The following is a 14650-nucleotide window of genomic DNA, read 5'->3' on the forward strand; positions in this document are numbered from 1 at the left end:
CAGGCACAATGCTATCAGCACAAAGCAAAATATCCTTAGAAAAAGCCATAGAACTTGCCAAATCAAGCAACATCGACTTAAAAATTGCCGATAAAGAAATAGAAAAACAAATCCTTTTAAAGAAAACCGCTTTTCAGCCAGATCCTTTGCAGGTTCAATATCAGGGCGGACAGTTTAACAGTGTCGATTTTGACCATAATGTTTCGGTTCAGCAGTTTTTTCCGTTAGGAAATGTCACAAAAGCCAACAGACAATTGCAGGAAGAACTGGCAAAACTAGCCGAAAAACGAAAAGCATTATCATCATACGAACTCGAAAAAGCCGTGACTTTGGCCTATTATCAATATTTATACGGAATTTCAATTCAAAAATTAAACTCAGAATTAAATGAGATTTATACCAAATTCCTAAAAAACGCAGAACTCCGATTTAAAACTGGAGAAAGTGGCAATATTGAAGTTATAAGTGCGAAAGCCAAAGTAAAGGAAATTGAAACGCAGAAAGAACAATTAAACTATGATTTGGCGATTTATCAAAAACAGCTTCAGTTTTTTGTTCAGACCGATGAAAATATTATTCCTGATGAAACAACTTCGCTGCAATATCCATTTATAGAAAATAAAGATTCAAAAGCAGAGAGTTTAATGACCGATTTTTATCAGCAGCAAATTTCGGTTTATCAAAAAGAAGCCGGAACGTTTAAAGCCAACCGAACTCCAAAACTGGGTTTGGGTTATTTTGCGCAGACTATTAATACCGAATCTTTGTTTCAGGGTTTTACGGCCGGATTGCAGATTCCGCTTTTTGGCGGCGTAAATACGGCAAAAGCCAAAGCTGCACAAATCAGTATTTCGCAATCGCAATTGGCATTAGATAAAAACAAAATTATTATGAATCTGCAAAAAGAAGAGTTGCAGAACAACTTTCAAAAACAACAGAAAAATTTGAATTATTATCAAAATGAAGGTTTACAATACGCCAATCAGATTATTGAAACGGCTCAAAAAAGTTATGCCAACGGTGATATGAGTTATTGGTCGTACATCAGTTTTTTAAATCAGGCCATTGATATTAAAAAACAACTTGCCGAAGCGACACACAGCTTTAATCAAAGTGCTATCGAACTCCAATTTCCAACTATCAAAAACAATTAAAAATGAAAAATATATATAATTTAACTGCAGATTTAACCGCAAAGTTCGCAAAGAAAAAACGCAATCCCGATAGCTATCGGGAGCAAAGTTTAATTTCCTTGCTTGCCTTGCGCTTTGTCTTTGCATGTTTTGCGGTTACCTTAGCAAGCTGCAATGAAAAGAAAGCTGAAGAAACCCACGAAGAAGAAAAAACAACTACAGAAGTTGCACTGACAGAAACGCAATATAAAACGGTTGGAATTGAAACAGGATTTGTAGAAGACCGAAATCTTAATAAAATAATTAAAGCAAATGGTTATACGACAGTTCCGCCGCAAAATTCTGCTGAGGTTTCGACTTTAATTGGCGGCACGGTAAAAGATATTTTTGTTTTAGAAGGTACTTATGTAAACAAAGGAAAAGTTCTGGCAACGATTCAGAATCTGGAAGTAATTGAAATGCAGGAAGAATATCAATCGGCAGCAGCCAATGTCGAATATCTGCAATTAGAATACAATCGTCAGAAAACATTAAGCGACGAAAATGTAAATCCGAGAAAAACATTTCAGGAAGTAAAAGCCAAATTGGCTGCCGAAAGAGCCCGCGCACAGGCAGCAAAAAACAAGTTAGAAGCTTTACATGTTTCCACAAAAGGGAATTCTTCGGTAGTGCCAATTGTTTCGCCTATAAACGGTTACGTTGGAAAAATTAATATTGCCAAAGGCGCTTTTGCAAACACTGGAGTTTCTTTATTTGAGGTTGTAGACAACAGTCAGATGCATTTAGACTTGAATGTGTATGAAAAAGACTTAGGTTCAATTTCGATTGGTCAGGTTATTGATTTTGTATTGACAAATCAATCGAACAAATCAATCAAAGGAAAGATTTTCGGAATCAATAAATCATTTTCTAACGAAAGTAAAACCGTTGCCGTTCATGCTAAAATCGAACCTGCTGACGCAAAAGACTTGATTCCCGGAATGTATGTTTCGGCAAATATCAATATTACAAATACCACGGTTCCGGCTTTGCCAAAAGATGCCGTAGTTCGAAATGCCGATAAATATTTTGTTTTTGCTTTGGAAGAAGAACATATAAATGAGCAAACAAAAGAAAAAGAAATTCATTTTCAAGCCATTGAAGTTGTTCCCGGCACAACCGATTTAGGTTTTACAGAAGTTAAATTTGTAGATACTATAGAGCCAAATGCTAAAATTGTGACCAAAGGTGCTTTTTATCTGCTTTCGGCAATGAAGGGCGGAGGAGAGCATGAGCATTGATTTTTTTTAAGGTTCTGAGATGCTAAGGTTCTAAGGGACTGAGGTTTTTAGTGGAATGAGATAATCTCGCAAAGTCGCAAAGTTTTTTTTAGTCTTTGGCTTTGCTTAATTGCCTCCAGCTTTAGCTGGAGGTCATAAAATGCTAATTTCAAGGGCTTTAGCCAAACTTGTGCATTTTTGGCTAAAGCCATTTCTTACTTCTATTTGAGAACCTCCAGCTAAAGCTGGAGGCAATTGAAAATAAAATTCGGAAGGCTGTTGTAAAAAATAAATCTGCTTAATCTGTTAAATCTGCGTGAAACATAAAACTTAACGTCTTTCATGTCTTTACAACAATAAACTTTACCACAAAATGATTAAATTTAGAGCATAATTTTAACGAAGTTTCGGAGAAACTTAAACTTTAAACCTGAAACCTGAAACGCTATAATGATACATCAAGATAAAGAAATAAAAACCACAAAAAATAAGTCCAAACCTTCCTGCTGCTGTTCTCACGACGAACCTGTGCACACAGAAAATGATGGACATGATCACGGTCACGATCATGAACATGAAGTTGAAGGAAGCTTGTTTAAAATGTTTCTCCCGTCTATAATATCCTTTATTTTATTGCTTATCGGAATTGGTTTTGATAACTATTTTCCGCAAAGCTGGTTTTCAGGATATGTTAGAATTGCCTGGTACGTAATAGCTTATCTTCCGGTTGGACTTCCGGTTTTAAAAGAAGCTTATGAAAGCATTGTAAAAGGCGATGTTTTTTCAGAGTTTTTCCTGATGTGTATTGCCACAATTGGAGCATTTGCCATTGGAGAATATCCCGAAGGAGTTGCGGTTATGCTTTTTTATACGATTGGAGAAACCTTTCAGGGAATGGCGGTCAGTAAAGCAAAATCGAATATTAAAAGTTTGTTAGATCAGCGTCCGGATGAGGTTACGATTTTGAAAGATAATAATGCTGTAAAAATTAAAGCAAAAGAGGCACAAATAGGTGATATCATTCAGCTTAAAGCAGGAGAAAAACTAGGTTTAGACGGCGAATTATTATCAGATTCGGCTTCGTTTAATACTGCGGCCTTAACAGGAGAAAGTAAACCCGATACCAAAAAGAAAGGCGAAACGGTTTTGGCCGGAATGATAAATGGAAATACAATTACTGAGGTAAAAGTTACAACGGCTTATAACGATAGTAAACTTTCGAAAATACTCGAATTAGTACAAAATGCGACAACTAAAAAAGCGCCTGCTGAATTGTTTATACGCAAATTTGCCAAAATCTACACGCCAATTGTAGTATATCTGGCAATTGCAATTTGTTTACTGCCAATGTTTTTTGTTGATAATTATGTCTTTAACGACTGGTTGTACAGAGCTTTGGTTTTCTTGGTAATTTCTTGCCCTTGCGCTTTGGTTATTAGTATTCCGCTTGGTTATTTTGGTGGAATTGGCGCTGCAAGTAAAAACGGAATTTTGTTTAAAGGCAGTAATTATCTGGACAGTATTTCGAAAATTCAGAATGTCGTTATGGACAAAACCGGAACCATGACCGAAGGTGTTTTTAAAGTTCAGGAAGTCATTATAAAACCCGATTTTGATAAAGAAGAAATCCTGAAACTGGTTAATGTTTTAGAAGGAAAGAGCACGCATCCGGTAGCGACGGCGATTCATAATTATGTTGGCGTAATTGATTCTTCTGTAGAATTAAAAAATGTTGAAGAAATTTCCGGACACGGTTTAAAAGCTGAAATTAATGGAAAACAACTTCACGTTGGGAATTTTAAATTACTGGATAAATATAAAATCAATTATGATATTGACCCAGGTTCTGTAGTTTACACAACAATTGCCATTGCTTACGATAACAAGTTTGCCGGTTATTTAACCATTGCTGATGAAATTAAAGCTGATGCTCCCGAAACCGTTTCAAAACTTAAATATTTAGGCGTAAAAGTAACAATGTTGAGCGGAGATAAAACAAATGTTGTTCAGTTTGTTGCGGATAAACTCGGTATTAAAAATGCTTTTGGAGATTTACTTCCGGAAGATAAAGTCAATAAAGTAAACGAAATCAAAGCCAAAAACGAAACCGTAGCTTTTGTAGGCGATGGTGTAAATGATGCGCCTGTAATTGCTTTAAGTACCGTAGGAATTGCAATGGGAGGCTTGGGAAGTGATGCTGCAATCGAAACCGCCGATGTTGTTATTCAGGATGATAAACCGAGTAAAATTGCAATGGCTATAAACATTGGAAAACAAACTAAGAAAATCGTCTGGCAAAATATTACTTTGGCATTTGTCGTAAAAGCTTTTGTATTGATTCTCGGAGCAGGCGGACTTGCCACAATGTGGGAAGCTGTTTTTGCCGATGTTGGCGTTGCATTATTGGCAATTTTAAATGCGGTCAGAATTCAGAGAATGAAATTTTAGAATAATGGTTAATTGTTAATTATGAATTACCAAGTAACCATTAAACATTAATAATTAACAATCATTTTTAGAGAATTGTTCACAAAACTCTTTAATCGTTTGTCTCACAGTTCTAAACTCTTTTAAAATTTCTTCTTCAGTTCCTGTTGCTTTAGCGGGATCATTAAAGTTTTGATGTATTTTTTTAGCTTTTGATGGAAAAAATGGGCAGCGTTCTTTTGCGTTATCACAAACCGTAATTACAAAATCAAATTCTATATCCTGATATTCATCGATATGATTTGAAGTATGATTTGAAATGTCAATCCCATCTTCTTTCATGGTTATAATGGCTCTCGGATTAACTCCGTGAGTTTCTATTCCTGCACTGTAAACATTGGCTTTGCCACCTAAAAAATGTTTTAAATAACCTTCGGCAATCTGGCTTCTGCAGCTATTTCCTGTGCAGAGTACTAAAATATTTTTTTTCATAATCAGACAAGTAACCAAATGATATTGATGATACAGAATTTTGGTTCAAATCCAAAAATGAGCTGTAAAACAATAACAGATGTTGTTATGATAATAGGCTTTTTATATTTAATAATTTTCTGTTTCATAATTAACAGCAGCCCGAATTTGGCGAACAGCTGTTGCCTGCATTTTTATATAGTTCTGTCAAAGCTATTTTCTCTTTTGGTGCTGGAACACCGCATGCTTCTTGCGCCAGACAAGCCGTAGTTTTGTTTTTTAGTATAAAATGATTTCCGTTAAATTCTAAATCATACCTTCCGATGGTTTCATTTTGATATTCAACTTCAATTTCAAAATCTTCAATACCCAATTTTTCTTCAGATAGATTAATGATGTGCAAGAGTTTATTGGGTTTTAGTCTGTGTTCAAAATCGTTTGCATTCCACAATTGAAAATTAACAGCTTTTTCATGGCGAATTACACCGCCGCAGTCAATAAAATTTTTACTTGTAATTCCAACTTCTGTTACATGAAAATGTTCAGGTACGAAAGTTCCGTTTTCTAATTGAAATACAACATTTTCCAAATTTGGAAGAATGTTTTTGATGTCTGATAGTTTCATTGTTTTTTATTTATAGTTATAATGCAATATTACGATATAGATATTTAAAAAAACGCCTTAACAGCATTTTTGATTTTTTGTGACAGCAATAATATTAGAAAAATACCCTTTTAAAACATCAAAAGTTGTTTCATCGATGCAATAACAAATAGCATTTCCTTCAATATTTCCTTTTATAAGTCCTGCATTTTTTAATTCTTTTAAGTGCTGCGAAACAGTAGGCTGGGCAAGGGGAAGCTCATTTACAATATCACCGCAGATACATTCATTTACCTTCAACAGGTATTCGATAATAGCTATTCTGGCAGGATGTCCCAAGGCTTTTGCTATTGTGGCAATTTGATTTTGTTTTTCTGTAAAATGTTCAGTTTTTGAAGCTCCCATTTTTTTGTTTATTTTAATATAGCAATATTACGATATAGTTTTTTATATTACAAATTTTTCGTCAAAGATTTAAATGTTAAAATTTTGATCTGGATAAAAACCTCTTTTCAGAACAAAAAGCGATTTTCGAGTTTTGTGCAAAAAAACAAATCATTATAATTTATATTGTTTAAGGCACTCTACTTATGATTCTTCTTGCCGGCTCGCTCAAAGGTTCTGTAAAAACTGGTAAATCATTGATTTCTTCTTTGTGTTTTTGCGATTTAGAAATAAAAATCAATTAAGAATTAAACTTACTTTTTGTGACAGGTTTTTTGCTAATTCTGGTTCGTTAGTATTATCGATGATATAGGGAATCAGTTTTCTTTTTTCGATGATTTTTTCTTTAGAATAAACCATCGTAAAATACTCTCGTGGCAAATGCACGTTTTTTTCAGCTTCGCTAAGTTCTTCATAGTAATAACGGGATTTTTTTAACGAAGGATATTTGTTTAAAAGATAATCGTTTACGGTATAAGTTGCACCTTCCTTATACAAATCTGTACGAAGAATTGCTGTTATGGTAAGCTTTTTAATATTCTTTTTTAAGTGGCGGTAATTTTCCCTTGTAAAAGAAAAATCTGAGGATTTAAGTTTTCCTTTTTCAGATAATTGCCGAATTGCAGAAAGACGTACATAATCACCATTTATTTCTACTACTTTAAAAATCAAATAGTTGGTTTGAGAACTCTTGCTGCCATTTGAACCTGTTTGTTTGCTAAAAAGAAAACTTCCCATTTGCAATCTGTGTTCTGGAGTATTCATCGCTTTTTTCCACATATAGGGTTTGTAAACGATTTCTCTAAAAGCATAAAAAAAGACAAGAACGATTATACTTATAAAAAGCAATTTTTTCATTAAATTATAAATTTGGGGCTTATATTTAACAGTTTTGTTTCTAAAATTTCGATAAAAATAGTAAAATACTAATATATTTCTCTAAAAAGCGAAAATATTTTTATGTTATTTTTTTGCTCCGGGCTTATGAAATTTTATCGCAAAGGCGCAAAGGTTTTTCGTCAAGTTCGCAAAGTTTTTTTGCAAGAAAGTTTTATAAACGCAAAGCTCACAAAGCTATACGTAAAGCTTTGTGAACTTTGCAAAAAAACTTTTTCTTTTATTAATCTTAGCGCCTTTGCGAAAAACCTTTGCCCTCTTTGCGTTAAAAAAACTCAGCGTTTAAAATTCCGCCATCCAAAAGCTATTAATAGTAAATTAAAGATTATTAATGGCAGAAATGCTTTTGCGAAACTGGTTTCGGATTTATCAGTAAAAGTTTCAACTTTAAAATTTTCCCATTTTTGTTTGTTAACGGGTTCATTATCGAAAATTTTTGGATAAAAATGTAAACGCAGTTTTTCATGAAATTGTTTGGTTTCTTTTATAAATAAAAGCTGGTTTCTCAAATCAGATTTTGCAATTTCGTTTAGCTGGATTTGTGTATGAAGTGTTGGAATAAACTGTGCAATCAGTTCGCTGGCATTATTACGCTGTTCTAATTTTGATTCCAGTTCTTTTGACTGTACTGCCGATTCATCATCACCCATTTGCTGCATGGCGTAATACCATAGCCAGCTGAATTCACTATCCGGAAGCTTATAATCTTTAAATCTCGGATAATGTTTATAAAATTTATTCAAAGTTTTTTGTTTATCTATATCCCATTTTTCATGATAGGCATTTCTTTGGGTCAGTGTTAATTCCAGAGCTTCGGGAACTTTATATTTATTGATGATATAAGTATTGATACCGGCTGGAAGAATTATAATAAGAAACAACCAGATTGTCAATAATATAACCGCATTAAAGTTGGAATTCTTTTGTAAGGAAGCAATAAAAAAACAAATCGAGAACCAAAAAAGAATGTATAAAACACTTAGAATGTAAAAGATAAAAAAAGATTTGTCAACAGGAATCTGCAAAAAGAAAATCGCAATCAAAAGCAGTAAAGTTAATAATCCAATTAAACTTAAAATTCGGATATAAAACAATTTCAAAATATACAAAAAAGTGTTTGAGCTCTGTGTTGCTGTAATTTTCCAGGTTCCGGATTCTTTTTCTTCAGAAATAATATTATACGAAAATGCGATAATCAAAAGTGGAAAAAGATACAAAAGCACAAAACTAAAATCGATATTTCCGGACAGCAGATTACTCGGATTATTGAGTTCCGAATCGTATTTTTGGGCTTCCAAACCTCGAATAGTAACACTTTGAATTGAGGGATTTACATCTCTTTGTCCAATTGCCAGGCTGTTAATTGGCAAAGTATGATTTACCAGAGAAAATTTAATATAATAGAGAAGAAGCCCAATTTCATCTTTATGAAAAGAGGCATTTCTGGCAATATGTTCTTTTTGATAAACAGCGGCTTCGGTAATATTATTTTGCTGTTTTTCCTGAAACTGACGACCTATTAAAAGACTGATAATGCCAATTAGTAATAAAAAAAGCAAGCCGATTTTGGTTCCTTTTGAACGTATAAAATTTTTAAATAAAAGTACTAACATATTAAATGGCTTTTAGGTTTTTGGCAGCAATTTTTATCAAAACAAAAAGTAGAATTATCCATAATAGCAGAGAGATAACTGCAATGATTTCGGTCTTTAAGACTTCACGTACGCCTTTTGGTTCATAATGAAATTCTTCAATATCTGCCCAGTGTTTTTTGTCTATTGTAAGTGGTTTATCGTTTGGTCCGGGTTTTTTATTGCTGATGTATTTTATTTGCAAACCATTCATTTTCTGGGCCATATTATAGCGATATTGTTCGGCTTGTTTTTGAAAATCGATATACGAATCATAATCGGTATTTGATAATCCCATCGACAGATTTTTCATGGCGATGTATGGATTTATAAAAGATATTGCTTTAGAAAAACTATTTTGCTTTTTGTAAATTTTCAATAGTTCTTCAAGATGTTTATTGTAAATGTTTGAACTGATTCTTTCGCCTTCGGTCATAATAAAACCGGAATAGTTAAACGGGAGTTTTTCTACAGAATCTACTTTGTAAACTGTTAATAAAGAATCTTTTATTGCTTTATAGTGCACATCGTTTGGGTTATGGCTGTCACCTTGTTTCAGAATATCTTTTTCAATATCACTGTTAAACTGAATTTTCGATGGCGCTTGATATAAATACGCTCCAATTGCCTGAGTTGTTCTTGGCAGAATAATGGTAAAAATCAGCCAGATTCCGATTAAGGAAACCAAAGCTTTTTTTGAGGTTTTGCCTGATGCTGAAACTAAAACAGAGATGATACAAAAGAACATTTGATAAATAAAATGAAAAACAATAAATAATAGTAATTTAATTGTTTCATCGGCCGAAATTGTAAAGTTTTGAAGCGTTAACCAAATCAAAACCAATACCATAATAGTTGGAACAAAAAGCAGCATGACGACACTGGTAATTCCGAGAATTTTACCAAACAGAAGCTGTTTCCAGGTAATTCCCTGGGTTAAAAGTATTTTTAGCGTTCCGTTTTCTCTTTCGTAAGCAACTGAATTAAAACCAACAAAAAAGATCAATAACGGAAGTAAAATTTGTAAAATCATTGCTATGCTTATTTCGCCAAAACGGAGCATACTATTGGAAAATCCGGCTTCGGAGAAATTGGCGGTATTTTGTTTATGTGCTTCCAGAAAAATTGCATTTCCGAAAAATGGTTCCATTCCGAATTCGAAAACACTTAATGATGTACTTTTCCTAAAAGCAAAATTGCCGTAATGCGCCATTCGATGCGGGTTTTTGTCCGGATTTTTCAACCAGTCTTCACGCGATTGATGCTGATACTTTTCGCTGGTTTCATTTTGGCTTTTGTAATTGTCCCAACCCGAAAATGCGGCAAACAATAGTAAAACTCCAATAAAAAATGTAATACTATAAATGGCCGAATTTTTAAAAACAGATTTTTGTAAATGTTTGGCTATCAGTATTTCTTTATGTAATAATTTCATATAAATTAAAATTTATAAGTTACAGTAAGGCTCACATTTCGCGGACTTCCCGGAAATAAACGCAGATAATTTTGTGCACCCAGCCAATATGTTTTGTTTAATAAATTTCCCGCATTTACGGCAATCTGCACATTGCTTTTACTGGGTTTATAGAACAAAGCAGCATCAAAAATGGTAAAATCCGGAAGTGTAAAATCTCGCGTAAACCAAGGGATTTTGCTGCTTTGATATTGCATACCAATTCCAATTCCCAAATCCTGTAAAGCAGTATCGGCTTTAAAGTTGTAGCGTGTCCATAAGCTGGCGCTGTTTTTTGGCGTGTTTTGTTTTCTGGCGCCAATTAATGCCGGATTACTGTCTTTCATAATTTCGGCATCTATATAACTGTAGGAAGCATTTATCTGCCAATCCGGAGTAATATAACCTGCAAGATCGCACTCAAAACCACGGCTTCTTTCGGCACCTCTTGTAACCAGTAAATCCGGATTTGCAGGATTATTGGCGTTCATTAAAATATTGCGCTGATTGATTTCGTAAAGTGCAGCATTAAAACTCATAGAGTTGTTCAAAAAAGTCGTTTTAATACCCACTTCTTTCAAATCACTTTCAAGAGGATCAAATAAACTTCCTCCAGGAAGAGAACCTGTTTGAGGCATTAAAGTAACCGTATTCGATTGCGGCTGATAACCTTCAAGATAGGTTGTATAAATATTTATGGCATTATTAATAGCATACGTAATTCCGATTCTTGGCAGTAAAACTGATTTTCTAACTTTCAGTTCATTATTAGTTTTGTAATTTGTAATGTCTTCAAACCATTCATTTCGGAGCCCCAATAAAAAAATAAATTTTTCCCATTGAATCTGATCCTGAATATAAACCGCATTTGTAGTCGTTAATGCAGATGGGAGTGCTGTTCGAACATTTAAAATATAATCTTCCGGGCTTGTGATTTTATATGCAGGAGTATTCAAATTAAAATATTCGACGTTGGGTTTTGGCAATGTTACCCCATCGATAGTAATGGTTTGGTAATTTGCCGCATTGGCTGCAACAAATGAACTCGCAACCGTTCCATCTTTTAGCAAATAACCTCTTGCCGCGTTTTGTCCGCCGCCTTTATTTTTATTCCAGCTGCTTAAATCATATCCAGCCAATAACTTATGGTTTAATTTTCCTGTTTTTAAGTCAAAATTAAAATAGGCATTTAGATTGTCAATATCCCAGTTTTGCTGACGCTGAACAAACTGCATCATAGCCAGACTTGTTACAGGCTGGTTATTTATATCGACCGCAAAAGCATTTGTAGTTCTGTGTTCCTGAAGGTCTTCTGTCCAGGTTTGTTTCATGTACGAAGCATTAAAACCAATTTTTGAACTGAATTTATGTGCAAAATTGGTCATCAAAATCATTTCTTTTGACTTAAAAAAGTCACTTGGACCACCCAGATTTAAGCTTATCGGTGTTTTATTTAAACTTGTTTTTCCGGCAACGGCACCAAAAATAGGCTGGCCTCTATCGAGATTCCCAGTCATGTCGCTCAAAATCAATTCGGTATTAATGGCAGTTTTTTCATTTGGTATATAACTGAAAGAAGGAGAAATCAAAAAAGATTTATTTTGAACTAAATCACGAAATGATTTAGCTTCCTGATAGGCTCCGTTTACACGATATAAAAGTGTTTTAGATTCGTTTAAAGGTCCTGTAAAATCAAGTGTTCCGCGCAAAGTACTGAAACTTCCAACGCTTAAGCTTACTTCTTTTCGGTCGATAGCCAAAGGTTTTTTGGTTACCATATTAATACTTCCGCCAGGATCTACAGAAGAAAATGTGGCACTCGACGGGCCTTTGATAACTTCTACACGTTCAATATTGCTTGTTAAAGGCTGAAGAAAATAATATTGACGGGTTCGCATTCCGTTAATAATCTGACCTTCTTCGTTCTGGCTGATTCCACGAATCGTATATTGATTGTAATAACTTGCCGGAATAACGCCGCTTGCCATTTTTACAGCATCGGCAAGATAAAATGCGCCTTTATCTGTAATTAATTCTTTGGTTATAGTCGAAATTGACTGCGGAATATCTTTGTTTAAAGCGGCAATTTTTGTTGCTGCAAATGAATAATCGCTGTTGTATTTTTTTGTCGATCGGCCAACAATTTCAACAGTCTGCAGTTCATTTTTTTTCATTTTGACAGAATCCTGAGTAATACTATCGGTGCTTTTTATGCTTACTATTTGAGATTTTACAGTTTGTGCAGCAATTATTAGAAATAGAAAAGAAAATATAGTTTTCATTTTTAAGACAGATGGAAATTTTCTTTCCTTTTAAACAGTTTGTAAATAGAGATTTTCGAGTTCGTGGGCAGATATTTTATCAGCTTCGATAACCGTGACTAAATTTCCTTGCTTCATAATGCCAATATGAGAAGCAACTTCCCGGGCTCTGAAAATGTCGTGCGTAGCCATTAAAATTGCGGTTCCATCTGCAGAAAGTTCTTTTAATATCTGAGAAAATTCGTTGGAAGCTTTAGGATCCAGACCACTCGTAGGTTCGTCTAACAATAATACTTTTGCCTTTTTTGCAATCGCAATGGCAATTCCCACTTTTTGGCGCATTCCTTTAGAATAGCCTTCTAAATTCTGTTCATGTGCTTTGGCCTGCAACCCGGCTTTATTTAAGAAATAAGTCAGTTCTCCTGCAGAATATTTAAATCCAGCCAAAGACGAAAAGAATTTAAGGTTCTCTAAACCGCTTAAATTAGGATATAACATTACGGTTTCGGGGATATATGCCACATACTTTTTGGTTTCCTGATTGTTTTGGGTAACCGAAATATTATTAATTTCTAATTCTCCCGATGTAGGTTCAACAAAGCCTAAAAAGAGATTTATTGTTGTGGTTTTTCCGGCTCCGTTTTGTCCCAGAAGAGCAAAAATTTCACCTTCTTTTATAGTTAGGTTTAAAGCATTCAAAGCGGTATGATCACCGTATTTTTTGGTCAGATTTTTTGCTGTAAGCATTGTTTTTATGTATTTGTATAAATTATTTAACAGATATAGAAATCCCGGACTTTTACAGATTGGTAAAAGAGGGTATAGGACTGCTTTTTAGTAAATAGAGAAGAAATTTTACTGCAGAAAATTAAGGGGTTGTTTTGGCTTAATTCAAAAGAACAAATCAAAAACAGCTGTAAAAACAGAATTTCTTTTTACATATTTTTTTAGAAAACATGTAAAAAGTTATTTTATTTTTTTAATGTAAATGCAGTAAATTAAATAAATGGAGGAGGTGCGCGGAGTGCAAATAAACTTCCTTTGAAAAATGCAGTATAAACCTTCGAATAAAAGAATTTATAAGAGGTTTCGACAGTTATTTTATGAAATGATACTGCCTGAAAAGAATTCGGAATAAAAGTACTAAAGGCAAAATGACAAATATGACAATTGGCGTCGACAGAATGGCTGTGAGTGATTTGTTTTTGCCCGGCTGTATATTTATGCTCACAGTGTATCTCTGAAGCCTGCTTTAAGATATGTTCGTAGGAGTGAACAGTCTGAAACAGCATGGCGAACAATACTGTAAAAGACATAAAGAAATTTACAACTACAATTTTCTTTTTCATTCCGTGGTATTTCTGTCCGAAATATTTAAATGCTTTAATATCACACAAATAAACGCAACACTGTTGCAAATATAAATATCTTATTTATAAATGCACAAATTTCGGCTTTATATTTTTGACCAAAATATTGTAAACCGTATGAATATAAGGGTTTTAAAGATTATTGTACAAAAGTTGCAGTGTATGAAAATCAGACGATCCGTCGAAATATTTATGCAAAACTTCCTGAAAAACAGGTTCCGTATTCTGAATACTTGCAAACAATGTCATGCATGACTGTAGATTTTCAACATCAGGTGTTCCAAAAATATCTGCAACGTCCTGTTCTTCTTTTTTGACTAGTTCTCCGGTAATTTCAATAAGGTGTTTTCCTAAAATTGGATGCTCAAGAAAAGCAATTGCTTCGTCGGCATTCTTAATTTCGTAGAATTTTGATGTATCACTTGAACCCATTCCTTTTATCTGCGGAAAAATAAACCACATCCAAGGAGATTCTTTTTTACCTTTTTTAATTTCTTCAAGCGCAGTTAGATATAATTTATTTTGCGCATCTAAAAAACGAAGTAATTCTTTATTGTTGTAAGCCATTATTTACGTTATTGATTTGGGGGTATCAGGTCATAAATCTAATAAAAATATGTTTAGCTGTACATTACTAAATCCTTTTTTTACTGCTATTTTTTTGAAATATTACAAACAAAAGCTGTTGAAAAAATTGCCG

At 33.8% G+C, this 14650-nt stretch carries 13 protein-coding genes; 3 read left to right on the forward strand and 10 right to left on the reverse strand.

Annotated features, from left to right (window positions below; genetic code table 11):
• The first annotated feature begins 8 nt into the window (after nucleotides 1-8).
• The 3 genes from BUC29_RS06150 (at nucleotide 9) to BUC29_RS06160 (ending at nucleotide 4840) form a co-directional block, all read left to right on the forward strand.
• A complete protein-coding gene (locus BUC29_RS06150) occupies nucleotides 9-1154 on the forward strand; it encodes a TolC family protein (protein WP_244160781.1) in 1146 nt (381 codons plus the stop codon).
• Between the two features lie 2 nt (nucleotides 1155-1156).
• Complete coding sequence (locus tag BUC29_RS06155; protein WP_073414388.1) at nucleotides 1157-2413, forward strand: efflux RND transporter periplasmic adaptor subunit; 1257 nt, start codon at nucleotides 1157-1159, stop codon at nucleotides 2411-2413.
• A gap of 429 nt (nucleotides 2414-2842) precedes the next feature.
• Nucleotides 2843-4840 (forward strand): heavy metal translocating P-type ATPase, encoded by a 1998-nt coding sequence (locus BUC29_RS06160; RefSeq protein ID WP_073414390.1) that lies wholly within the window; start codon nucleotides 2843-2845, stop codon nucleotides 4838-4840.
• Between the two features lie 54 nt (nucleotides 4841-4894).
• Here the strand turns inward: BUC29_RS06160 and BUC29_RS06165 are convergent, their stop codons facing one another.
• The 10 genes from BUC29_RS06165 to BUC29_RS06210 form a co-directional block, all read right to left on the reverse strand.
• Nucleotides 4895-5311, reverse strand: coding sequence for an arsenate reductase ArsC (locus tag BUC29_RS06165; RefSeq protein ID WP_073414392.1), 417 nt, complete (start codon nucleotides 5309-5311; stop codon nucleotides 4895-4897).
• 130 nt (nucleotides 5312-5441) lie between these two features.
• Nucleotides 5442-5915 carry a DUF6428 family protein gene (locus tag BUC29_RS06170; RefSeq protein WP_073414394.1) on the reverse strand — a complete coding sequence of 158 codons (474 nt, stop codon included), beginning with the start codon at nucleotides 5913-5915 and terminating at the stop codon, nucleotides 5442-5444.
• Between the two features lie 57 nt (nucleotides 5916-5972).
• A complete protein-coding gene (locus BUC29_RS06175; protein ID WP_073414396.1) occupies nucleotides 5973-6299 on the reverse strand; it encodes an ArsR/SmtB family transcription factor in 327 nt (108 codons plus the stop codon).
• A gap of 276 nt (nucleotides 6300-6575) precedes the next feature.
• The gene (locus tag BUC29_RS06180; protein WP_139260415.1) at nucleotides 6576-7196 is read right to left on the reverse strand and encodes a hypothetical protein; all 621 of its coding nucleotides are present in this window, start codon (nucleotides 7194-7196) and stop codon (nucleotides 6576-6578) included.
• 314 nt (nucleotides 7197-7510) lie between these two features.
• Nucleotides 7511-8848 carry a DUF3526 domain-containing protein gene (locus BUC29_RS06185; protein ID WP_073414401.1) on the reverse strand — a complete coding sequence of 446 codons (1338 nt, stop codon included), beginning with the start codon at nucleotides 8846-8848 and terminating at the stop codon, nucleotides 7511-7513.
• Between the two features lies 1 nt (nucleotide 8849).
• Nucleotides 8850-10301, reverse strand: a complete 1452-nt coding sequence (locus BUC29_RS06190) for an ABC transporter permease (RefSeq protein WP_073414403.1) — start codon at nucleotides 10299-10301, stop codon at nucleotides 8850-8852.
• 5 nt (nucleotides 10302-10306) lie between these two features.
• On the reverse strand, nucleotides 10307-12601 hold the full coding sequence (locus BUC29_RS06195; protein ID WP_073414405.1) for a TonB-dependent siderophore receptor: 2295 nt from the start codon (nucleotides 12599-12601) through the stop codon (nucleotides 10307-10309).
• A 30-nt stretch (nucleotides 12602-12631) separates the two neighbouring features.
• On the reverse strand, nucleotides 12632-13327 hold the full coding sequence (locus tag BUC29_RS06200; protein WP_073414407.1) for an ABC transporter ATP-binding protein: 696 nt from the start codon (nucleotides 13325-13327) through the stop codon (nucleotides 12632-12634).
• Between the two features lie 251 nt (nucleotides 13328-13578).
• On the reverse strand, nucleotides 13579-13929 hold the full coding sequence (locus tag BUC29_RS06205; RefSeq protein WP_073414917.1) for a hypothetical protein: 351 nt from the start codon (nucleotides 13927-13929) through the stop codon (nucleotides 13579-13581).
• Between the two features lie 153 nt (nucleotides 13930-14082).
• Nucleotides 14083-14517 (reverse strand): DUF1810 domain-containing protein, encoded by a 435-nt coding sequence (locus BUC29_RS06210; RefSeq protein WP_073414408.1) that lies wholly within the window; start codon nucleotides 14515-14517, stop codon nucleotides 14083-14085.
• Nucleotides 14518-14650 lie beyond the last annotated feature (133 nt).

The sequence above is a fragment of the Flavobacterium defluvii genome (assembly GCF_900129555.1).
In the GTDB taxonomy this organism is placed as follows: domain Bacteria; phylum Bacteroidota; class Bacteroidia; order Flavobacteriales; family Flavobacteriaceae; genus Flavobacterium; species Flavobacterium defluvii.

Coding starts and splice junctions, on each gene's coding strand:
- BUC29_RS06150 (WP_244160781.1), top strand. CDS start 9: ATGCTATCAGCACAAAGCAAAATATCCTTAGAAAAAGCCATAGAACTT.
- BUC29_RS06155 (WP_073414388.1), top strand. CDS start 1,157: ATGAAAAATATATATAATTTAACTGCAGATTTAACCGCAAAGTTCGCA.
- BUC29_RS06160 (WP_073414390.1), top strand. CDS start 2,843: ATGATACATCAAGATAAAGAAATAAAAACCACAAAAAATAAGTCCAAA.
- BUC29_RS06165 (WP_073414392.1), bottom strand. CDS start 5,311: ATGAAAAAAAATATTTTAGTACTCTGCACAGGAAATAGCTGCAGAAGC.
- BUC29_RS06170 (WP_073414394.1), bottom strand. CDS start 5,915: ATGAAACTATCAGACATCAAAAACATTCTTCCAAATTTGGAAAATGTT.
- BUC29_RS06175 (WP_073414396.1), bottom strand. CDS start 6,299: ATGGGAGCTTCAAAAACTGAACATTTTACAGAAAAACAAAATCAAATT.
- BUC29_RS06180 (WP_139260415.1), bottom strand. CDS start 7,196: ATGAAAAAATTGCTTTTTATAAGTATAATCGTTCTTGTCTTTTTTTAT.
- BUC29_RS06185 (WP_073414401.1), bottom strand. CDS start 8,848: ATGTTAGTACTTTTATTTAAAAATTTTATACGTTCAAAAGGAACCAAA.
- BUC29_RS06190 (WP_073414403.1), bottom strand. CDS start 10,301: ATGAAATTATTACATAAAGAAATACTGATAGCCAAACATTTACAAAAA.
- BUC29_RS06195 (WP_073414405.1), bottom strand. CDS start 12,601: ATGAAAACTATATTTTCTTTTCTATTTCTAATAATTGCTGCACAAACT.
- BUC29_RS06200 (WP_073414407.1), bottom strand. CDS start 13,327: ATGCTTACAGCAAAAAATCTGACCAAAAAATACGGTGATCATACCGCT.
- BUC29_RS06205 (WP_073414917.1), bottom strand. CDS start 13,929: ATGAAAAAGAAAATTGTAGTTGTAAATTTCTTTATGTCTTTTACAGTA.
- BUC29_RS06210 (WP_073414408.1), bottom strand. CDS start 14,517: ATGGCTTACAACAATAAAGAATTACTTCGTTTTTTAGATGCGCAAAAT.